Source organism: Microbispora sp. H13382 (genome assembly GCF_014161445.1).
Lineage (GTDB): Bacteria > Actinomycetota > Actinomycetes > Streptosporangiales > Streptosporangiaceae > Microbispora.
The window spans coordinates 1-19,959 of record NZ_JABBXA010000037.1; the positions used below are offsets into that span (position 1 = coordinate 1).

Annotated in this window: 21 protein-coding genes and 1 tRNA gene; 17 read left to right on the plus strand and 5 right to left on the minus strand. The window is 68.2% G+C overall.

All coding sequences use genetic code 11. The features are described from left to right. On the plus strand, positions 1 to 266 hold a 266-nt coding region (locus tag HHX41_RS39000), incomplete at its 5' end, for a sugar phosphate isomerase/epimerase (RefSeq protein ID WP_220504839.1). 208 nt (positions 267 to 474) lie between these two features. Here HHX41_RS39000 and HHX41_RS39005 read toward each other — a convergent pair. Both HHX41_RS39005 and aceE (HHX41_RS39010) read right to left on the minus strand, forming a co-directional pair. After that, positions 475 to 2,343 (minus strand): trypsin-like peptidase domain-containing protein, encoded by a 1,869-nt coding sequence (locus HHX41_RS39005; protein WP_310742378.1) that lies wholly within the window; start codon positions 2,341 to 2,343, stop codon positions 475 to 477. A 326-nt stretch (positions 2,344 to 2,669) separates the two neighbouring features. Next, positions 2,670 to 5,423, minus strand: coding sequence for a pyruvate dehydrogenase (acetyl-transferring), homodimeric type (gene aceE, locus HHX41_RS39010; protein ID WP_182909952.1), 2,754 nt, complete (start codon positions 5,421 to 5,423; stop codon positions 2,670 to 2,672). 586 nt (positions 5,424 to 6,009) lie between these two features. Between aceE (HHX41_RS39010) and HHX41_RS39015 the strand changes: the two genes are divergently transcribed. The 8 genes from HHX41_RS39015 to HHX41_RS39050 all read left to right on the plus strand — a co-directional run bounded on the left by HHX41_RS39015 (position 6,010) and on the right by HHX41_RS39050 (position 10,034). After that, a complete protein-coding gene (locus HHX41_RS39015; protein ID WP_030505662.1) occupies positions 6,010 to 6,204 on the plus strand; it encodes a DUF1918 domain-containing protein in 195 nt (64 codons plus the stop codon). Positions 6,205 to 6,268: 64 nt separating this feature from the next. After that, complete coding sequence (locus HHX41_RS39020) at positions 6,269 to 6,622, plus strand: YjbQ family protein (protein ID WP_211591650.1); 354 nt, start codon at positions 6,269 to 6,271, stop codon at positions 6,620 to 6,622. A 141-nt stretch (positions 6,623 to 6,763) separates the two neighbouring features. Next, positions 6,764 to 7,192, plus strand: a complete 429-nt coding sequence (locus HHX41_RS39025) for a DUF3052 domain-containing protein (RefSeq protein ID WP_084370137.1) — start codon at positions 6,764 to 6,766, stop codon at positions 7,190 to 7,192. A 72-nt stretch (positions 7,193 to 7,264) separates the two neighbouring features. Then, entirely contained in the window at positions 7,265 to 7,720 is a 456-nt protein-coding gene (locus HHX41_RS39030; protein ID WP_182909953.1) for a peroxiredoxin, read from the plus strand. Between the two features lie 71 nt (positions 7,721 to 7,791). Continuing rightward, a complete protein-coding gene (locus HHX41_RS39035) occupies positions 7,792 to 8,118 on the plus strand; it encodes a hypothetical protein (RefSeq protein WP_182909954.1) in 327 nt (108 codons plus the stop codon). Continuing rightward, positions 8,115 to 9,071: an ROK family protein gene (locus HHX41_RS39040; RefSeq protein ID WP_182909955.1), complete on the plus strand. Its 957-nt coding sequence runs from the start codon at positions 8,115 to 8,117 to the stop codon at positions 9,069 to 9,071. Before HHX41_RS39035 ends, HHX41_RS39040 begins: the two co-directional genes overlap by 4 nt. Positions 9,072 to 9,086: 15 nt before the next feature. Next, positions 9,087 to 9,161, plus strand: a tRNA-Val gene (locus HHX41_RS39045). A 192-nt stretch (positions 9,162 to 9,353) separates the two neighbouring features. Beyond that, positions 9,354 to 10,034, plus strand: a complete 681-nt coding sequence (locus tag HHX41_RS39050) for a 2-phosphosulfolactate phosphatase (protein WP_182909956.1) — start codon at positions 9,354 to 9,356, stop codon at positions 10,032 to 10,034. A 435-nt stretch (positions 10,035 to 10,469) separates the two neighbouring features. On the opposite strand, the gene HHX41_RS39055 is transcribed toward HHX41_RS39050, so the two are convergent. Beyond that, positions 10,470 to 11,006: an integrase core domain-containing protein gene (locus tag HHX41_RS39055; RefSeq protein WP_182909957.1), complete on the minus strand. Its 537-nt coding sequence runs from the start codon at positions 11,004 to 11,006 to the stop codon at positions 10,470 to 10,472. A 250-nt stretch (positions 11,007 to 11,256) separates the two neighbouring features. Here HHX41_RS39055 and HHX41_RS39060 point away from each other — a divergent pair, with 250 nt between their 5' ends. From HHX41_RS39060 to aceE (HHX41_RS39075), 4 genes are all read left to right on the plus strand, one after another. Continuing rightward, entirely contained in the window at positions 11,257 to 11,934 is a 678-nt protein-coding gene (locus tag HHX41_RS39060; protein WP_182909958.1) for a metalloregulator ArsR/SmtB family transcription factor, read from the plus strand. Between the two features lie 123 nt (positions 11,935 to 12,057). Next, the gene (locus tag HHX41_RS39065; protein ID WP_182909959.1) at positions 12,058 to 12,789 is read left to right on the plus strand and encodes a hemerythrin domain-containing protein; all 732 of its coding nucleotides are present in this window, start codon (positions 12,058 to 12,060) and stop codon (positions 12,787 to 12,789) included. A gap of 226 nt (positions 12,790 to 13,015) precedes the next feature. After that, complete coding sequence (gene ctaD / locus HHX41_RS39070; RefSeq protein WP_396795914.1) at positions 13,016 to 14,629, plus strand: cytochrome c oxidase subunit I; 1,614 nt, start codon at positions 13,016 to 13,018, stop codon at positions 14,627 to 14,629. After that, the gene (gene aceE / locus HHX41_RS39075; RefSeq protein WP_182909961.1) at positions 14,626 to 17,382 is read left to right on the plus strand and encodes a pyruvate dehydrogenase (acetyl-transferring), homodimeric type; all 2,757 of its coding nucleotides are present in this window, start codon (positions 14,626 to 14,628) and stop codon (positions 17,380 to 17,382) included. Before ctaD ends, aceE (HHX41_RS39075) begins: the two co-directional genes overlap by 4 nt. Before the next feature lie 136 nt (positions 17,383 to 17,518). Here aceE (HHX41_RS39075) and HHX41_RS42560 read toward each other — a convergent pair whose 3' ends face one another. Next, positions 17,519 to 17,731: a DUF2249 domain-containing protein gene (locus HHX41_RS42560; RefSeq protein WP_396795916.1), complete on the minus strand. Its 213-nt coding sequence runs from the start codon at positions 17,729 to 17,731 to the stop codon at positions 17,519 to 17,521. On the opposite strand from HHX41_RS42560, the gene HHX41_RS41530 reads away from it, so the two are divergent. The 4 genes from HHX41_RS41530 (at position 17,630) to HHX41_RS39095 (ending at position 19,127) form a co-directional block, all read left to right on the plus strand. Beyond that, complete coding sequence (locus tag HHX41_RS41530) at positions 17,630 to 18,034, plus strand: hypothetical protein (protein ID WP_259401672.1); 405 nt, start codon at positions 17,630 to 17,632, stop codon at positions 18,032 to 18,034. The two genes, HHX41_RS42560 and HHX41_RS41530, sit on opposite strands and share 102 nt — an antisense overlap. Before the next feature lie 134 nt (positions 18,035 to 18,168). Continuing rightward, entirely contained in the window at positions 18,169 to 18,357 is a 189-nt protein-coding gene (locus tag HHX41_RS39085; protein WP_182909962.1) for a hypothetical protein, read from the plus strand. Positions 18,358 to 18,533: 176 nt separating this feature from the next. Continuing rightward, positions 18,534 to 18,878 carry a DUF6247 family protein gene (locus HHX41_RS39090; protein WP_169979890.1) on the plus strand — a complete coding sequence of 115 codons (345 nt, stop codon included), beginning with the start codon at positions 18,534 to 18,536 and terminating at the stop codon, positions 18,876 to 18,878. Next, on the plus strand, positions 18,879 to 19,127 hold the full coding sequence (locus HHX41_RS39095) for a hypothetical protein (RefSeq protein WP_169979892.1): 249 nt from the start codon (positions 18,879 to 18,881) through the stop codon (positions 19,125 to 19,127). Between the two features lie 14 nt (positions 19,128 to 19,141). Here the strand turns inward: HHX41_RS39095 and HHX41_RS39100 are convergent, their stop codons facing one another. Continuing rightward, complete coding sequence (locus HHX41_RS39100) at positions 19,142 to 19,381, minus strand: hypothetical protein (RefSeq protein WP_182909963.1); 240 nt, start codon at positions 19,379 to 19,381, stop codon at positions 19,142 to 19,144. Positions 19,382 to 19,959 lie beyond the last annotated feature (578 nt).

Genomic DNA, 19,959 nt, shown 5'->3' on the forward strand with positions numbered 1-19,959 from the left:
GCGGCCGCCTGGCCTCCCACCTCGCCTGGGCCGACCCCCGCCGCGGCTGGGACTTCGTGTCCACCGGCCGGGGCGACGTCCCCTGGGAGGAGTGCTTCCGCGCACTCAACCACATCGGCTACGACGGCCCCATCTCCATCGAGTGGGAGGACGCGGGCATGGACCGGCTGCACGGCGCACCCGAATCCCTCGCCTACATCCGCTCCCTCAACGCCATCACCCCACCCGCCGCCGCCTTCGACGCCGCCTTCTCCTCCGAGAGCTGACCACTCTCCCCAGCTCCCGTGAGGCGGGGCACTGCCCGAGGATCTCGCCGTGGCGAGCGCGGGGGCCACAGATCCAAGGGACACGACATAAGGGCCGGGCGCACCATCAGGTGCGCCCGGCCCGTGTTTTTCGCGTGGGGATTCCACGTGGGGATTCGTACGAGGGGGATGGGCGGGAGGGCGAGCGTGTCACCCTCCCGCGCGGTCGTCACGCCTCCGGCGGACGGTGCTGCAGCTGACGGCGCAGTTCGGCGATCTCCCGCTCCAGGTCGGCGACGTCCGGCGCGCCGGCGTCGGCCGGGGCCTGGCCCGGCATGGCGTGCGGCCGCTGCTGACCGTAGGGCGCGGGACGCACGTACTGCGTCGCGCCGTCGGGCCGCTGCGGGTCGTAGTCCGCCCCCGGGCGCTGCCGGTCGTGGCCGTCCGGGCGCCGGTCGTAGCCGCCGGGGCGCGGCGCCTCGTAGCCTCCGGCCGTCCGCGCCGGCCCGCCGGCCGGCGGCAGGCTCTGCGGCTGCCAGCCCTGGGGCAGCACCTGGCCGTTCACCGGCTGCCGGTCGTAGCCGCCGCCGACCTGCACCGGGTAGCCGCCGCCGGAGTTCGGCCCGGGATAGGGGCCGCCGTACGCGGGCGAGGGCGACTGCCCCGGGGAGGCGGAGTCCTTCTTGCGCCTGCGCATCAGGATCAGCAGCAGGAGGCCGCCGCCGACCAGGATCAGCGCACCGGCGCCGACGGCGATCCACACCCACATCGGCTGCGGGGTCTCGTCCTTGCCGGAGGAGATCGCCTGCTGGGAGTCGGTGATGTACTTCGCGACGTACGGGTGACTCGGGAACAGCGCCTGGACCTCGCGGAACTTCGGCAGCGCGTCCTTGTAGTGCCGCTGGAAGAAGTCGTCGAGCGCCTCGTTGTACTTGGTCGTCGTCAGCGACGCGGAGGACTTGACGTTCTTCTCGTTGAGCTTCTCCTTGATGATCGAGACCGGGAGCACGAAGCTCTCGTTCTCCGACGCCTCGCCGTTCTCGCTCACGGTGCCGGCGATGAGCATGCCGACGACCTTGCCCGCCCGGCTGAAGACGGGACCGCCGGAGTTGCCGTGGTAGGAGGGCGCCTGCGTCTGGATGTACGGCACGCCTTCCTGTGTGCTGCGCTTGGCGTTGTACGGCCCCTCCGTGAGCGCGGGGTCGAGCTTGGACTCGACGCTGAACCAGGGGGTGTTGGTCACCAGGCCGGGGAAGCCGCTGATGTAGAGCGTGTCGCCGGTCTGCACGTCGGCGTCCTCGCCGAGCGGCACGGTCGGCAGGTTCTGCTGGCCGTTCACCTTGAGCAGGGCGAAGTCCTTGCCCGGGTAGCTCTCACCGACCGACACCAGCTCGGCCGGGACCTCCTTGGCCGTCTTGTCGACACCGCCGCCGGGCAGGCTCTGCAGGACCGACAGGCTCTTCTGCAGGCCGCGGATCTCCAGGTGGGTGCTGTTGAAGGTGACGTAGATCTGCTGGACGAGCTCGATCATCTCCTTGTCGGCCTCGAAGTTCCGCAGGGCGTTGATCATGTCCTTCGCGTCCTGCTTGTTGAACTTCTCCAGCGCCTGCTGCGCGAAGGTCTGCGACAGCTCCTGGTCGCTCATCTGCACGCAGTGCGCGCCGGTGACCATGTAGCCGTCGGGGGTGACCCACCAGCCCGTGCACATGCCGCCGACCTGGGCCTTGACCGTGCGCTCCGGACCGACGGGCTGGAGGTACCGGTCGACGTCGGACGCCACGCGCTGGAAGAGGAACTTGGCGATGCTCCGCTCGTCGGAGGGGATCTTGCCGGCGAGCACGGCCTGCGTGGCCTCGTTGGTCAGCTGGTCCCACGCGGCCTCCTTGGCCTGGCTGCTCGGGACGACGACCTCGCCGGAGTAGGTGATGCTGGTGAGCTGCACGGCCGGGTGGGTGCGAGCGGCCAGCCGGGTGCCGACGGGGATCTCGTCCCCGGGGTCCGCCGAAGCGGGAGCGGCCGTGACGAGCAGGGCGAGAGCCGCGATCGCGGCCATCCCCCCGGTCAGTCTGCCGAAGTATTTCCTGAGATTTCCATCCACGGCAGCAAGCGTGATGGAACGGTCTTGTTTCTTGCTTGGAGGTGGCTTGGGACCGGCCGGTACCGCACTGCAAGGCCGCCGTTCGAGCCGCTTCCTGCCCGGCCGGGCCGCCGTCCAGGCCGCTCGCGGGACCCGCCGCCGGAAGCGAGCGGGTATGGCTTCCGCCGGAACGACGGCGGAAGCGAGCGGACATGACCTCCGCCGGAACGACGGCGGAAGCGAGCGGCATGGCCTCCGCCGGAACGACGGCGGAAGCGAGCGGCATGGCCTCCGCCGGAACGACGGCGGCCCCCGCCGGAGCGGGGGCCGCCGGACGGATCCGCGGGTCAGACGCCCATCGACTGGGTGTCGTTGGTCTCCGGGGTCTGCTGGGCCGACACCTCGGTCACCCCGTTCTTGAGGTGGTAGCGGGCGACGGCCTCCTGCAGCACCTCGGCCTTGACCTCGCCGCGCCGTACGAGCTGGGTCAGCACCGCCAGCGTGATCGAGGCCGCGTCCACGTGGAAGTGGCGGCGCAGCGCCGAACGCGTGTCCGACAGGCCGAAGCCGTCGGTGCCGAGCGAGGACCAGTCACCCGGCACCCACTGGGCGATCTGGTCCGGGACGGCGCGCATGTAGTCGCTGACGCCCACGAACGGCCCCGGCACGCCCGACAGCTTGCCGGTCACATACGGCACGTGCTGCTCGGCGTCGGGGTTGAGCAGGTTGTGCTCCTCGACGGCGAGGGCGTCCCTGCGCAGCTCGCTCCAGGAGGTGGCCGACCAGACCGAGGCCGACACCCCCCAGTCCTCCGCCAGCATCCGCTGCGCCTCCAGCGCCCACGGGCCGGCGACGCCGGACACCAGGATGTTCGCCTTCGGCCCGTCGCCCGTCGCAGGGGCGTAGAGGTAGAGGCCCTTGAGGATGCCCTCGACGTCCACGTTCTCCGGCTCGGCCGGCTGCGGATAGGGCTCGTTGTAGACGGTCAGGTAGTAGAAGATGTCTTCGGGGTGCTCCCCGTACATCCTCCGCAGGCCGTCCTTGACGATGTGCGCGATCTCGAACGCCCACGCCGGGTCGTACGCCACGGCGGCGGGGTTGGTCGAGGCGATCAGCGGGGTGTGGCCGTCCTCGTGCTGCAGGCCCTCGCCGTTCAGCGTGGTGCGGCCGGCGGTGGCGCCGAGCAGGAAGCCGCGGCCCATCTGGTCGCCCAGCTGCCACATCTGGTCGGCGGTCCGCTGGAACCCGAACATCGAGTAGAAGATGTAGACCGGGATCATGTGCTCGCCGTGCGTGGCGTACGACGTGCCCGTCGCGAGGACCGAGCCCATCGAGCCGGCCTCGCTGATGCCCTCGTGCAGGATCTGACCCTCGGTCGACTCCTTGTACGACAGCAGCAGCTCGCGGTCGACCGCCTCGTACGTCTGCCCGTGGGGCGAGTAGATCTTGGCGGTCGGGAACATCGCGTCCACACCGAACGTGCGGGCCTCGTCCGGGATGATCGGCACGAACCTCGCGCCGATCTCCTTGTCGCGCATGAGGTCCTTGAGCAGGCGGACGAACGCCATGGTCGTGGCGACGTTCTGCTTGCCCGACCCCTTGCGCAGGCCGGAGTAGACGGGGTCGCCGGGAAGCTTGAGCGGCTTGGCGCGTACCACCCGCTTGGGCAGGTAACCGCCGAGCGCCGCCCGGCGCTCCTTCATGTAGGCGATCTCGTCGTTGTCCTCGCCCGGGTGGAAGTAGGGCGGGAGGTCGGCCTCGAGGTCCTTGTCCGGGATGGGCAGGTAGAGCCGGTCGCGGAACTCCTTGAGCTCGGCCTTGCTCATCTTCTTCATCTGGTGCGTGGCGTTGCGCGCCTCGAAGTCCTTGCCGAGCGTCCAGCCCTTGATCGTCTGGGCCAGGATGACGGTCGGCTGGCCGACGTGCTCGCGGGCCGCCTTGAACGCGGCGTACACCTTGCGGTAGTCATGGCCGCCGCGCGACAGCTTGCGGATGTCGTCGTCGGTCATGTGCTCGACCATCTTGCGCAGGCGCGGGTCGCCGCCGAAGAAGTTCTCCCGGATGTAGGCGCCCGACTCGACCGAGTAGGTCTGGAACTGCCCGTCGGGCGTGGTGTTCATCTGGTTGACCAGCACGCCGTCGACGTCGGCCGCCAGCAGCGGGTCCCAGTCACGGCCCCAGACGACCTTGATGACGTTCCAGCCGGCGCCGCGGAAGTACGACTCCAGCTCCTGGATGATCTTGCCGTTGCCGCGTACCGGGCCGTCGAGCCGCTGCAGGTTGCAGTTGATGACGAAGGTGAGGTTGTCGAGCTCCTCACGGGCGGCCACGCCGATCGCGCCGAGCGACTCGGGCTCGTCCATCTCGCCGTCGCCGAGGAAGCACCAGACGTGGCTGCGGCTGGTGTCCTTGATCTTGCGGCTCAGCAGATAGCGGTTGAACCGGGCCTGGTAGATCGCGCCGATCGGGCCGAGGCCCATCGACACCGTCGGGAACTCCCAGAAGTCCGGCATGAGCCGGGGGTGGGGGTAGGACGGCAGGCCCTTGATCCCGTGGGACAGCTCCTGGCGGAACGCGTCCAGCTGGGCCGTGCTCAGGCGGCCCTCCAGGAAAGACCGGGCGTAGATGCCCGGCGCCGCGTGGCCCTGGATGAAGATCTGGTCGCCCGACTCGCCGTGGTCCTTGCCACGGAAGAAGTGATTGAAGCCGACCTCGTACAGCGAGGCGGCGGACGCGTAGGTGGCGATGTGGCCGCCGACGTTGGTCCGCGCGTTCGCACGGGTCACCATCACCGCCGCGTTCCAGCGGATGTAGGCCCGGATGCGGCGCTCGACGTACTCGTCCCCGGGGAACCAGGGTTCGCGCTCCGGGGGGATGGTGTTGATGTAGTCCGTGCTCCGCAGGCCGGGCACGCCGACCTGGTGTTCGCGGGCGCGCTCAAGCAGCCGGAGCATCAGGTAGCGGGCCCGGGTGCGGCCCTCGGTCTTGATGACGTTGTCGAGCGATTCGAGCCATTCGTTGGTCTCGCTCGGATCGACATCAGGCAACTGGCTGGGTAGGCCGTCACTGATGATCGAAAAACGCTGGCGTCCGGAAGCCACTGGGTCTCGCCTTCCGAGATGGACTTTGTCTCGTCGGATCTGTTACGTCTGTGTTGCCTGCTGCGATGCGGTCAGCGCTTGATCGCGGCGTTGCGGTCGTCTTCCATCCTGTCTCGTCATACCGGAAAGCGCATCTCTACTCCCCGGTAACCGGACCGTCCGCGCTGGCTGCGGGGTGGTCTTGGCCTAGACCACCGATGGTAGGACGATTTTTACTCACCATCCATTCCCGCTCGCCGCCGGGGGCACCCCAACGGCCATCGGCGCCACGTCGTGCCTGGTCGGAGCCTCTCTACCCGGTCTCGTCCCGGCCTACCCGGCAGGCGTGGCGGATCCGCCGCGACGCCGGGGGAGGTGCCCGCCGAACAGCCCCCCGCCGACGTCTCCGCAACCATCCGCCTCGCGCGTCTCCCGTCTCCGGCGGGCTTGCGGGGCCCGCGTGCGCGCCGGACACGGCCCCCTGTCGCGGGGCTTCGCGGCCGCGTAACGTTTTGGTATGGGTTGTCCCTCCCTCTGTGGAGAGGAGGGTTTCTCCTCTTTCCAGATGGCGATAGCCGTACCAGGCTCTGGAGAGAGGGGGATCGAGATGCACGCAACGGTAGGGGACCGGCTGGTGGTGCACGGCGCGGTCGTGGGCGACCACGAGAAGCACGGTGTCATCGTCGAGGTCCGCGGCCCAGAGGGCGGCCCGCCGTTCCTGGTGAAGTACGAGGACGGGCACGAGGCGCTCGTCTTCCCCGGTCCGGACGCCGTCGTCCTCCCAGCTCAGCGCGAATCGTAATATCGCGGATGTGAAATCGACGGTGATCGAGGTACGGACCGGCGCGCGGGAACGCGTGCACGACATGACGAAGGAGTGCGCCGATTTCGCGCGCGAGTGCGGGGGAGACGGGCTGTTGCACGTCTTCGTCCCGCACGCGACGGCGGGAGTGGCACTGCTGGAGCTCGGCTCCGGCAGCGACGAGGACCTGCTCGCCGCTCTGGGCGACCTGCTGCCGGCGGACGACCGGTGGCGGCATGCGCACGGCTCCCGTGGGCACGGGAGGTCGCATGTCATGCCCGCCTTCATTCCGCCGTACGCCACCGTTCCCGTCCTCGGGGGCAGGCTGGCTCTGGGGACCTGGCAGTCGGTCGCCCTGATCGACCTCAACGTCGACAACCCCGACAGGCGTGTACGTTTGTCGTTTTTGACCGATTAAGAGATAACGGTGCGGGTCACCCACCGTGGCGACCGTTGACGACTACGGGTCGCAGCGTGTGGACTGTGCCGAAGCATGGCTCTCAACGAGCCAGGACAACCGCAGAAATGGGCGGGGTCACCCCAAGCAGGAGGGATGAACGTGAGCGCGACCGCGGGTCAGGCGCAGGACGAGCGCGGCCTGGCCGAACGACTCGGCCTCAAAGCCGGTCAGGTGGTGCAGGAGGTCGGCTGGGACGAGGACTGCGACGAGGCGTTGCGCCAGTCCATCGAGGAGCTGACCGGCAACGAGCTGGTGGACGAGGACTACGACGACGTCGTCGACGTGGTGCTGCTCTGGTGGCGTGACGGCGACGGCGACCTCTTCGACGCCCTGAGCGATGCGATGACCGCACTCGCCGACGGAGGCCAGATCTGGCTGCTGACCCCCAAGGCGGGGCGCGACGGCCACGTGGAGCCCAGCGACATCGGTGAGGACGCGGCGACCGCAGGTCTGTCGCAGACGAGCAGCGTGAGCGCCGCCAGGGACTGGTCGGGCACGAGGCTCGTCGCCCCGAAGGCCCGCCGCTGAGTATTGCCCTGCCGTACGGCCCGGGGATGCCGTACGGCAGGATGATGAGCGGACACCTGGGAGGGACTGCTCATGGCGATAGAGGTCGGGCAGCGGGCTCCGGAGTTCGCGCTCAAGGACCAGCACGGCGTTCCCGTGCGTCTTTCCGGCCTGCGGGGCAGGACGGTCATGCTCGTCTTCTATCCCCTGTCCTTCAGCCCCGTCTGCCACGGTGAGCTCGCGGCGATCCGCGACGAGCTGGCCGGCTCCCTGCCTCCGCACGTCCAGTTGCTGGCGGTGTCGGTCGACTCGATGTTCAGTCAGCGTGCCTGGGCCGACCAGGAGGGCTTCTCGTTTCCCCTGTTGTCGGATTTCTGGCCGCACGGTGAGGTCGCCCGGGCGTACGGTGTCCTCGACGAGGACCGGGGACTCGCGCTCCGGGGCACGTTCATCATCGACGGCGAAGGCGTCGTCCGCTGGAAGGTCGTCAACCCGATCGGTTCCGCGCGCGATCTCGACGAGTACCGCAAGGCGCTCGCGGAAATCTGATCGTTTCATTGCCCGCCCCCGGGCACTGACATATTCGACTCCGACTCCGACTCGCCCCATTGGAGGCCACGATGCCCTGCTACAGGTGCGGGGCCCGGCAGACCGACCCCGTCCGCGGCGCCAGCCTCTGGAAGCGCGCGGTGCGCCACGAGGCGCAGGTCCTCGTCTGCCCGGACTGCCAGCGTGTGCACGACCTCGATCTCGACACGTGCGCCTCGTGCGGCTCGATCGCGCTGATCTGCCGCCTGGGGGAGATCGAGTGCCGTTCCTGCGGGGAGGTGCGGCTCGCCCGCGACGGTGAGCCGCTCGTCACGGCCGGCCCGCCGGGTCCGGCCCGCATGCCCGGCCTCGCCGCGGAGGTGGAGGCGGCCCTCGACAGGGTGCTGGGCCGATCGTGACGTACGTCGTCGCTCTGGACGTGGGGGGCACCTCCATGAAGGGCGGCCTCGTCACCCGCGGCGGCGAGGTCACCGTCCTCACCGGGCGTCCCACAGGGCGCGAGAACGGTCCGGACGCGGTGGTGGAGGCCGTGCGCGCCTACGTCGGCGAGATCGCCGGCCTCGGCCGCTCCCGGTACGGCACCGAGCCCGCCGGGGTGGGCCTGGCCGTGCCGGGCATCGTCACCGCGTCCACCGCCGTCTACTCCGCCAACATCGGCTGGCGCGACGTGCCCGCCGAGGCGTTCACGCCTCCCGGCGTCCCCACGCGGCTCGGCCACGACGTCCGGACGGGCGGCCTGGCCGAGAGCGTCTTCGGCGCGGGTCGCGACGTCGCCGACTTCCTCTTCCTGCCCATCGGCACCGGCATCGCGGGCGCGGTGGTGCTCCGCGGCGAGCCGTACGGCGGTGCGCACGGCTGGGGCGGCGAGATCGGGCACGCGTCCGTCTGGCCGGCGGGGGAGAAGTGCGCCTGCGGGCAGATCGGCTGCCTGGAGACCTACGCCTCCGCCTCGGCCGTGGCCCGCCGTTTCACGGCCCGCTCCGGCCGTGCGGCGACGGCGAAGGAGGTCGTCGAGCTCGCGTCCACGGGAGACCCCGTGGCGGCCGAGGTGTTCGGTGAGGCGATCGAGGCCCTGGCCATCGCCCTCGCGTCGTACGTGCTCGTGCTCGACCCGGCCCTCATCGTGATCGGCGGCGGCCTGGCGGAGGCCGGTCCGGCCCTGTTCGAGCCGCTGCGGGAGCGGCTGGCCGGCCGTCTGGCCTTCCAGGAGCCCCCGCCCCTGCGCCCGGCCGCCCTGGGCCCCCTGGCGGGCATGCTCGGCGCGGCGCTCCTCGGCTGGCAGGCGGCGGGCGAGCACGACGCGGGCGCCGACTGGTCGCTCGATGTGCTGAGAGGCGGGTCGGTGTCGTAAGGTGTAGTCCGGTCCGGGCGGTTAGCTCAGCGGTAGAGCACTCGCCTTACAAGCGAGGGGTCACTGGTTCGAACCCAGTACCGCCCACCAGCGAAAAGAGTCCCGTCTCCCATCAGGGAAAACGGGGCTCGTGCCATTAGCGAACGCAATCGATCTTGTTCAGTGACCACTCGCCTCTTTCGCGACGCAGGTAGCGGGAGGTGTCGCGTGCCGAGACCGCCGGCAAGGTAATGCGTGTCACTGTCTGGAGTGTTTCCGGCCAGGATGTGCGATCGTGACCGGATGGATGTTCGCTTCCTCGGCATCGCTGAGCTGGTCGAAGCTCCGTCCGCAGCGGTCGTAGTCGACGTCATGCGTGCCTTCACAGTGGCTCCTTGGGTCTTCGCCCAAGGAGCGGAAAAGATCGTTCTTGCTGAGTCGCTGGACGAAGCCCTGGCGCTCAAGGCTCGCCATGCGGATTGGGTGGCGCTCAAAGACGGTCCGCCGTCGGTGGGGTTCGACGCCGTCAACTCGCCGGGGCTGCTGCAGTCTGTTGACCTTGGCGGGCGGACCGTTGTGCAGAAGACCTCGGCAGGGACGGTCGGTGCCCTTGCGGTCAAGGAGGCGTCGCTGGTGTTGTGCGCCAGCTTCGTGGTGGCGGAGGCAACGGCTCGGCTCTTGCAGATACGCGAGTGTGGCAGTGTCACGTTCGTGGTCACCGGCGACGAAGGGCGGGCCGACGAAGATCTGGCCTGCGCTCAATACATCGCCAAGAGAGCCACCGGGGCTGGGGCGGATGCAGCTGAGTTCCTTCGCCGCGCCGGCGAGTCACGCGCCGCCGCCGAGTTGACACAAGGCGTACGCCAAGGAGCCCATCCCGATGACGTCGCACTCTGTCTTGAACTCGACCGGTTCCCCTTCGCTGTGGTGGCGTCCTTGGAGGACTCGCTCATGGTCCTCCGCCCGTGCGTCGTGCCCCCCTGATCGACGAGGGTTCGATCTGATCGCTGGTGAGGTCCGACCATTGCCGTGCCAGCCGGCATCCGGTCGGGTACGCGGCATCAGCTGCATGTCCCGTTGACGGTGGTGGGGTGTCGAAACGGACAAAGGCGTGGCGGGAGCGTGCCAGCAGCATCGAAGTAGAGGTGCACCTTCGGCGTCGTGTGTCAGGCGCTCTGGCCGAGCCGGCGGAGGGTCGAGCCGTCCAGGTCCTCGACGTCCTCCAAGAAGCGAGCGGTTGGCCAGCAGTCGGTGTTCTCCTCGAAGATCTCCTCGGCACGCCGGCTGAAGGCTGTTGTGGCGCAGGACCGTCTCCACGCATTCAGGGGATTTACACCAGCGCCCGGGGAATTGGAGCCGGCGGCGAGCCTCGTTACAGCGGCGGAGTTGGGATGAACCGCCCCGGCTTCGGTGGAGACCTCAGGGGTTGATTCCAGCGGGTTCGCTGGGGCGGTGTTGAGCGTAGTAGAGAGCTTCGTACTCGTCCGGCGGGATGTTGCCGATGGAGGAGTGCAGGCGGGTGGTGTTGAACCACTCGACCCATTCGGCGGTGGCCAGTTCCACCTCGGCCAGGCTGCGCCACGGCCCGCGGGGTCTGATCAGTCCGGTCTTGTACAGGCCGATCTGCGATTCCATCAGCGCGTTGTCGAGTGCATCCCCGACCGTGCCGATCGAGGCGTCGATACCGGCGGTCATCAGATGGGTCGTGAAGCGGAAACAGGTGTATTGACTGCCGGCATCGGAGTGATGGATGAGGCCGGGGCCGGCGGGGCGTCCGGTGCGGTCACGCCGCCACATGGCCATGTCCAGGGCATCCAGCACCAGCGTGGCCCGCTTGGACATCGCAGCCGACCAGCCGACGATCGCCCGGGAATAGACGTCGACGACGAAGGCGACGTAGACGATGCCGCACCAGGCGTGCACTGCGGCGCTCGCCCCGCCGGCGGTCGATGGCACGATCGGCGGCCTCCGTGTCCCTGCTTGCCGGCGCCTCCCGCTGACGCCGCCTCACGCAGATCGCGGTGAACAGGTCATCACTGGCCACCCAACCCGTCTCATCCACGGTGGCGCCTTCATGGAACGGTCTTGACTCTCAATTAAAAGCATGTGCATCCTCTAAATGAGATCGGAGAGGGGTCTGGGTGACACATGTGACCGCCGTGCCGTGCCTGCAGGAGGGCCCGGTGGACGGCTATCTGGTGGCGACATGACCGGGCAGGCCCGGGCGCGTGCCCACGAAGTGCTGTCCGTGCCCAGCCGGATCGCCATCCTCGATCGGCTACGCGCCTGCGCGGAACCGATGGACGCCCACCGGGTGGCGGCGCAGGTAGGCCTGCACGTGACCACGGTACGGTTCCACCTGTCGGCGCTGATCGATGTCGGGCTGGTCACCGAGCACAGCGAGCGGACCGGCGGACGAGGCCGTCCGCGCACCGTCTACTCGGCGTCGTGGACCGCCGAGCCGGAAAGCGGTCCCTACCAGGAACTCGCCGAACTGCTCGCCGCCCATCTCGCCGACACCCCCGCGCTACGCGCCCAGCGCGCCGAACAGGTCGGCGCGGAGTGGGCACGGCAGCGACTGCGTTCCTTCCCGTCCGCGGCTGGAGCCCCCGACGCCCAGGCGGCGCTGACGATGTTGTTCACCGAGATGGGGTTCGATCCAGAACAGGCCGGCGACGGGCGGATCCTGCTGCACGCCTGCCCGTTCCGCGCCACCGCCCAGGCACACCCCGAGGTGGTGTGCGGCGCGCACCGCGCTCTGCTGCGCGCCGCGCTCGCCCGCCTCGATCCGGGCGCACCCGCCCCGGATCTGCACGCCTTCGTCCGCCCCGACCTGTGCGTCATCACCGCCCCCGGCAGCAGACCCGTCCCGGAGGGTCGCTGAGATGACCCGATTCGCGGTTGGAGGGCGGAACTCGTAGGAGAACGGATCGGCTGTTCGGACACAGGGGTGTGCCGCGACCAGGGCTGAAGGACAAGGCTCGAGGACAAAAGAGGGAAAGAGGTCATGATGGCGCACCAGGGCAGTGGACAGTGGCGATCGCAGGCCGCCGCGGCGGCGCTCGGCGATCCCCCGTCCACCCTGACCGCGGAACATGCGCAACTGCTGACGCAGGTCACCGACCGGTCCGAGGAGCTTCTGAAGGTCGCAGGCCAGGATCGGTGGCCCGATCGGGAACTGCGAGCGCTGGCCGGCTACCTGCGTGCGGAGGTGCTCCGGCAGGTCAGTGACGAGGAATGGCTGCTGTTTCCCTCCTGCGGCGCCGCGGCCGGTCTGTCACGGCTGACCCGCGACCATGTACGACTTCGGGCCTGCATCGACGTGATAGCGGGCGCGGCCAGCGGAGAAGCCCACTGCTCGCCGGCTCAGATCGCCACGACCACCTGCGATCTCCTCACCCAGCTGAGAAGCCACTTCAGCGCCGAGGAAACGGTTCTGGCCGGGTTCGGCGAACCGGCGGCGGCGACCGCCGCTTTGGGCGCCCGCCCGCATCACTGGTATCCGCTCACCGAAGGGCCGGTGATCGACCTGGATGTGCTGCCCGACGACCGGGTAATCGACGCTGTAGGAGATCGGCTGCGGCGGCTTGACCGCGGTGAACAGGTGGAACTGCGCTCCAGCAGCGACCCGGACCTGCTCTGCCGGCGGCTGGCCGCAGCCGAGCACGGCGACTACGGCTTCACCTACCTGCCAGACGGGCCGGACCGGTGGCGGGTGGAGGTGATTCGCCGCTACTGAGTGACCGGTCCACCCACATCGCAAGGCATCGCACCGGGGGAGGCGGCGTCCGGCCAGAACGCCGCCAGGTGGGCGGGTGTGACCGCGAGGGTTCCGGCGGGGGCGGTTTCGGCGCAGGTCCGAAAAGTGACCATAAGGACTGATCTGGGAGATCTATGTGGCCGTTAGCGAAAACGCGCCGTCTGCCCGTAGCCGTACCCGATCTCGCGAGCCGAGGGGACGCCTGCTGGTGCCCTGGCTCTCATCGACCGACCACAAGGTGATCGGCTATTTGTACCTCATCACCTCGTTCGGCTTCTTCCTCTTCGCGGGGATCCTGGCGATCGTGATCCGCGCCGAGCTGGCCGAGCCTGGGCTACAGCTCGTCTCCAGCGAGCAGTACAACCAGTTGTTCACCATGCACGGCGCGATCATGCTGTTGCTGTTCGCCACCCCGCTGTTCGCCGGGTTCACCAACGTGGTCATGCCGCTGCAGGTGGGCGCCCCAGACGTGGCCTTTCCCCGCTTGAATGCGGTCAGCTACTGGTTGTTCCTGTTCGGCGGCCTGATCGCCGTCAGCGGCTTCCTCGCCCCGGGCGGCGCTGCGGCCTTCGGTTGGTTCGCCTACACACCGCTGTCCACCGCGACCTTCTCCCCGGGCGTCGGCGGCGACCTGTGGATCATGGGGCTGGTGCTTACCGGTCTCGGCACGATCCTGGGTGCCGTCAACTTCATCACCACGATCATCTGCATGCGCGCGCCCGGCATGACCATGTTCCGCATGCCGGTGTTCACCTGGAACGTGCTGCTCACATCGATCCTGGTGTTGCTCGCCTTCCCGGTGCTGGCCGCCGCGCTGCTCGCGTTGGAGGCCGACCGCAAGCTCGGCACCCACATCTACGACCCGGCCACCGGCGGGCCGATGCTGTGGCAGCACCTGTTCTGGTTCTTCGGGCACCCGGAGGTCTACATCATCGCCTTGCCGTTCTTCGGCATCATCACCGAGGTGATCCCGGTCTTCAGCCGCAAACCGATCTTCGGCTACCTCGGCCTCGTCGCGGCCACCATCGCCATCGCCGGGCTGTCGATGACCGTGTGGGCACACCACATGTTCGGGACAGGCCAAGTACTACTGCCGTTCTTCTCATTCATGAGCTTCCTCATCGCGATCCCCACCGGGGTGAAATTCTTCAACTGGGTCGGCACGATGTGGCGAGGGCATCTGACCTTCGAAACCCCGATGCTGTTCTCGATCGGCTTCCTGGTCACCTTCCTGTTCGGCGGGCTCAGCGGCGTCATCCTCGCCTCGCCGCCGCTCGACTTCCACGTCACCGACACCTACTTCGTGGTCGCCCACTTCCACTACGTCGTCTTCGGCACCGTGGTCTTCGCGATGTTCGCCGGTTTCTACTTCTGGTGGCCGAAGATGACCGGCAAGATGCTCAACGAAGCCTGGGGAAAGATCCACTTCTGGATGCTGTTCATCGGCTTCCACACCACCTTCCTCGTACAGCATTGGCTCGGCGCGAGCGGTTTCCCGCGCCGCTACGCCGACTACAGCCCGGCCGACGGCTTCACGACCCTCAACCAGGTGTCCAGCCTGGGCGCGTTCCTGCTCGGCGCCTCAACGCTGCCGTTCCTCTACAACATCTGGCGTACGGCACGCGTCGCACCCCGGGTGAGGCTGGATGATCCGTGGGGCTACGGAAACTCGCTGGAATGGGCGACCTCCTGCCCGCCTCCGAGACACAACTTCACCTCCATCCCGCGCATCCGCTCCGAACGCCCCGCCTTCGACCTTCACCACCCCACACTCCTTGCGGCCCATCAGCACGTCACCGCGGAAACGGAGAAGCCATGACCTCAGGACCGCAGCGCCCGCCCGTGATAAGCGATGGGCTGCCCAGCCAGCTTCCCGATCCGGACCCCTCGGAGACCCAGGAGTGGTGCGAGTCCCTGGACGGGGTGGTGGACAACGCCGGGCGGAACCGGGCGCGTTATCTGATGCTCAGGGTGCTGGAACGAGCGCGCGAGCGGCATGTGGGCGTGCCGAGCCTGAGCAGCACCGACTACATCAATACGATCCCACCGGAGTCCGAACCGGAGTTCCCCGGCGATGAGCGCGTCGAACGGCGGATTCGGGCCTACAACCGCTGGAACGCCGCGATCATGGTCCACCGGGCACAGCGTCCCGGCGTCGAGGTCGGCGGGCACATCTCCACGTACGCATCCTCGGCGTCGCTGTACGAAATCGGGTTCAACCACTTCTTCCGCGGTCATGGCGCCGAGGGCGGAGGTGACCAGATCTACTTCCAGGGCCACGCCTCTCCCGGTATATACGCGCGGGCGTTCCTCGAAGGCCGGTTGTCCGAGGCCCAGCTTGATGGGTTTCGCCAGGAGCTCTCCCGCCGCGGGCGCGGCGGCGGCCTGCCGTCCTACCCCCATCCGCGGCTCATGCCGGACTTCTGGGAGTTCCCGACGGTCTCGATGGGGCTCGGCCCGCTCAACGCGATCTACCAGGCCCGGTTCAACCGCTACCTGCATGCGCGCGGGATCTCCGACACCAGCCGTCAGCGCATATGGGCCTTCCTCGGTGACGGCGAGATGGACGAGCCGGAATCCCTCGGCGCGATCGGCGTGGCGGCCAGGGAGGAGCTGGACAACCTGACCTTCGTCGTCAATTGCAACCTGCAGCGCCTCGACGGCCCCGTCCGCGGCAACGGGAAGATCATCCAGGAGCTGGAGGCGTTCTTCCGCGGTGCGGGCTGGAACGTCATCAAGGTCATCTGGGGCCGGGAATGGGACCCGTTGCTCGCGGCCGACGACGAGGGCGCCCTGGTGAACCTGATGAACACCACACCGGACGGGGACTACCAGACCTACAAGGCCGAGTCCGGGGCATTCGTGCGCGAGCACTTCTTCGGCCGTGATCCCCGCACCCGTGCGATGGTCGAGAGCCTGTCCGACGAGGAGATCTGGGGCCTCAAGCGCGGCGGGCACGACTACCGCAAGCTCTACGCCGCCTACCACGCGGCCGTCGAGCACACCGGCCAGCCGACGGTGATCCTGGCCAAGACCATCAAGGGCTGGACGCTCGGCTCGCACTTCGAGAGCCGCAACTCCACCCACCAGATGAAGAAACTCACCCTGGAGGACCTCAAGGGCTTCCGCGACCGGCTCTACCTCGACATCCCCGACTCCGCCCTCGATGCGAAGCTGCCGCCCTACCACCGGCCACGGGAGGGCTCGGAGGAACTGGAATACCTACACGAACGGCGCCGCGCCCTGGGCGGGTACCTGCCCGACCGTACGGTGAACAGCAAGCCGCTGGTCCTGCCCGGCGACGCGGCGTACGCGGTCGCCCGACGCGGATCAGGCCGGCAGCAGGTCGCCACGACGATGGCGTTCGTCCGGTTGCTCAAGGACCTGATGAAGGACGAGGAGATGGGCCACCGGTTCGTGCCGATCATCCCGGACGAGGCCCGGACCTTCGGGCTGGACTCGCTGTTCCCCTCCCGAAAGATCTACTCCCCGCACGGGCAGAATTATCTGTCGGTGGATCGGGAGCTCATGCTGAGCTACCGGGAGGACACCAAGGGCGTCCTGCTGCACGAGGGCATCACCGAGGCCGGGGCGGCGGCGTCGTGGACGGCGGCCGGAACCTCGTACGCCACGCACGGCGAACCAATGATCCCGGTCTACATCTTCTATTCGATGTTCGGGTTCCAGCGCACCGGGGACGGGCTGTGGGCGGCCGCAGACCAGATGACCCGCGGATTCCTGCTCGGCGCCACCGCCGGACGCACGACCCTCAACGGTGAGGGTCTGCAGCACGAGGACGGCCACTCGCTGCTGCTCGCGTCGACCAACCCGGCGTGCGTCGCCTATGACGCCGCCTACGCGTTCGAGCTCGGGCACATCGTGCGTGACGGGCTGCGGCGAATGTACGGCGAGCCTCGCGATGGGGAGGATCCCAACGTCTTCTACTACCTCACCGTCTACAACGAGCCGATCGTGCAGCCCGCGGAACCAGACGACGTCGACGTCGAGGGCATCCTCGCCGGAATGTACCGCTACGCCGGCGGCGGTCAGGGCGATGGGCCGAGGGCGCAGATCCTCGCCTCCGGCATCGCCGTGCAGTGGGCTATGGAGGCACAACACATCCTGCGGCGTGACTGGGACGTGTACGCCGACGTGTGGTCGGTGACGTCGTGGACCGAGCTGCGCCGCGACGCCCTTGCCGCGGACGAGTGGAACCTCATGCACCCCGATCAGTCGCGACGGGTTCCGTACGTCACTGCTGCCCTGATCGAGGAGCCGGGCCCGGTGGTGGCCGTGTCGGACTGGATGCGGGCCGTTCCCGATCAGATCGCGCCGTTCGTACGCGGCACCTGGTCCTCGCTCGGCACCGACGGGTTCGGTCGGTCCGACACCCGCGGGGCGCTGCGCAGGCACTTCAAGGTCGACGCGCCATCGATCGTGCTGCGAGTGCTCGAGCAGCTGGTCGCCCGTGGTGAGATGGACGACTCGGTGCCGGGCAGGGCGTTCGAGACCTACCGCCTGGACGATGTCAGCGCCTCCCCTGCGGGTGACCAGGCGGACTCTTCCGAGTGAGGACCATGACGACATCCGGCGGGAAGGGCGCGGCCGGTCCGTGACCGCGCCCGGCGCCCGGCGTACCGAGGATGCCGCCGCCCGCTCGCGAGGCCTGCGGGTCCGTGCGGGAGGCCATGCGCGTGTCAGACATCGCTCACCGTCCGTCCGATGCGCACCTGCCAGTGCTCCGGGCCGGATTCGATCTAGTCCCAGGTGAAGGCGTCGGGGTGGGTGGCTTCGAACTCCCGCGCAGCGGCTTGGGGTCGTGGTTGTTAACCAGGATGAAGGCCTCGCCGGGCGCGAGGTGGGCGTAGCGGGCGAAGATGCGCGGGTGCCGCTGGCCATGCGGGATCTCGCGTACGTCGATGACCGCCGGATGCTCGAGCAGGCCGCTGCTGAGCAGGATCTAGAGGTGGGCGACGCGGGCGGGCAGGTCGGCGCCGGGGAGTGCTGCGAGGGCCGGCACCAGCACCGTCTGCTCGACCGTCAGGTGAGGGGCCAGCACCGCCACGACGGCCTGGGCGATCGTCGCTGCGGAAGCGGTGTCGCCGGCCGCGGCGAGCTTGTCGATGTGCTCGGTCAGCGTGGCCTCCCTTCCTGGGTTGACTTACAAGCGAGGGGTCGCTGGTTCGAACCCAGTACCGCCCACCTGCAAAAACAAGTCCCGTAGCGATCACGCCACGGGGCTTCGTGCCATCAACGTGCCATTGGCTTTGGGTTCTGACCCGTCTGATCTCGCGGCCACGGCTTCCTCTCGACACCGTAATCATGGTCGGCGTCCGTTAGTGAGAACAGACTGGGAGCGTGAGTGTCATCCGCGAGGAAGTGCAGCACCGGATGAATCAGCTGCCGTCCGCTACGGAGCTGGTTCGAGAGCGGCTGACCGAGTCCGCCCCGGCGGAGCGTCACCTCCCCTTCTTTGCGTCGTTCGAGGCGGAGCCGGACCTTGCCGAGCGGCATGAAGAGATCCTGCGCTCGGACATGGGGTGCTGACACAGCCCCTACGACACTGGTCTTCATCTCGATCTTCGTCAGGCGGTGGGGCGCTCGTGCCGCCCTAGTAGGCGGGGAGTCACGTCCTGGAGTAGCACGTCGGTCCACGTGCGATCACTTCCTCAAGTCCTGTGTTCGCCTGGGCCGCATCGAGTGCCTGTACGTACACTGACGGCATGAGCGCGCAACCGCAGGAGTTCACCCCCGAAGGTCCTCTTCCTGAGAAGAATCTGCGTGCCATCCGTAGAGCGTTGGTCGTGCCCCAGGACCGAGAGGGGTTCGACGCAGGTCTTGATGTCGTCCTGGCTGAGGTTCGCGCCAGTTTGGACCTCGGTCGGTTGAGCGAGTTCATCCACACCTGGTGGCTGATCGCGTGCGACTCCGTCAAAGATCCGCAGGGCCGCAGAGACGTCTACGAGCGGGCTGCCCACGTCCAGGAATTGGCCGACGCCGGCCAACCGATTCCTAGGAGCGGTAAGACGTGGCGCCAACTGCTGGCGGAGCGCGGGGTCGAGCGGTAGGTGTACTCGATTGTCGAGCCCGATCCTGTCGCCCAAGAACAGATCGCGGCCCTGCCAGACGATGCCTTGCGGTATCTGGCCGGAGTACTGGACCTGATCGAGCTTGAGCCCTGGGCCGGCGGACCGCAGTCGCCAAGCAAGCCCGACGGCAATATGAGGGTCATGCCGTTTGGGGAGCGTGGGCTGGTGACCTATCTCGTATTGGAGCCCCAGCGCGAGGTGTACATCGTTCGCGTGCAGTGGATCTAATCGTCCGGCTGCTTTCAGGCATGGCCGCACTGGGCGAGTATCTGGGTGACAATCGCGATGGACGGGCCCGGACGGCGGTGGACAACGGTGAACCGTGCGCCCAGGTCAGGGCGGGTTCCGGTGCTGGTCCCCAGGTCGGCGAGCTGGAAGACCTGGGCCACGGTGAGGACCGGCCGCTCTTCCGACTTCTCCTCGTCGGCACCGCGAACGCGGCACGGGTTGCGCGGGATGAGCTGGTCGTCCGTCGCGGTCATGAGCACGGCCCACAGGAACCGGTACGCCTTTGCGATCTCCGTTGCCCCGCCGCCCAGACGTACACATTCAGGCGCAACCGGCTTATGCTCGCGAGACCGGTCACTTGAAGCGCTAGGAGCCGTCTTGTCCTTTGCAGGCATCTTCCTCTGGCTCGTTTATGAAGTGCTTCGTTCGTTGTTCATGCTCGGTGGCGCGCTGCTGGTCGTGGGTGTCTTCGCTGCCGTAATCGTTGCCGCTTTGTATCACATCGCCCGGGGTCTTTTACGCCTCCGGCGGGGGCCTCGGCTCCGGGATGATCGCGAAGCCCAAGGTTCTGTGCTGGAGTGGCTGAGGTAGAGCCTGATCGTCCCGCCTGCCTCGACCCAGGCAGAGCCCAGCAGCCCGACGCCTCCAGTTCAAGCCCGTCAGTGACTGTTGGATCTGATGATCGAGGAACGGCGGCCGGTTGAGGTACACAGTGAGAATGGGCTTGGACGTCACCGGGCGGGACCTGACCCATATGTACACAGACCCCGTGTCCTCCTCGCGATTTGTCGGTCTCGCTTGGTGACGTCTGTAATGCACGCGGCCGGACGAG

Excerpts from the sequence above, each read along its gene's own strand:
- HHX41_RS39060 (WP_182909958.1), top strand. The coding sequence starts at position 11,257 with ATGACCGGGCAGGCCCGGGCGCGTGCCCACGAAGTGCTGTCCGTGCCC.
- aceE (WP_182909961.1), top strand. The coding sequence starts at position 14,626 with ATGACCTCAGGACCGCAGCGCCCGCCCGTGATAAGCGATGGGCTGCCC.
- HHX41_RS39030 (WP_182909953.1), top strand. The coding sequence starts at position 7,265 with ATGGCGATAGAGGTCGGGCAGCGGGCTCCGGAGTTCGCGCTCAAGGAC.
- HHX41_RS39065 (WP_182909959.1), top strand. The coding sequence starts at position 12,058 with ATGATGGCGCACCAGGGCAGTGGACAGTGGCGATCGCAGGCCGCCGCG.
- HHX41_RS39020 (WP_211591650.1), top strand. The coding sequence starts at position 6,269 with ATGACGAAGGAGTGCGCCGATTTCGCGCGCGAGTGCGGGGGAGACGGG.
- HHX41_RS39015 (WP_030505662.1), top strand. The coding sequence starts at position 6,010 with ATGCACGCAACGGTAGGGGACCGGCTGGTGGTGCACGGCGCGGTCGTG.
- HHX41_RS39090 (WP_169979890.1), top strand. The coding sequence starts at position 18,534 with ATGAGCGCGCAACCGCAGGAGTTCACCCCCGAAGGTCCTCTTCCTGAG.
- HHX41_RS39100 (WP_182909963.1), bottom strand. The coding sequence starts at position 19,381 with ATGACCGCGACGGACGACCAGCTCATCCCGCGCAACCCGTGCCGCGTT.
- HHX41_RS39050 (WP_182909956.1), top strand. The coding sequence starts at position 9,354 with ATGGATGTTCGCTTCCTCGGCATCGCTGAGCTGGTCGAAGCTCCGTCC.
- HHX41_RS39035 (WP_182909954.1), top strand. The coding sequence starts at position 7,792 with ATGCCCTGCTACAGGTGCGGGGCCCGGCAGACCGACCCCGTCCGCGGC.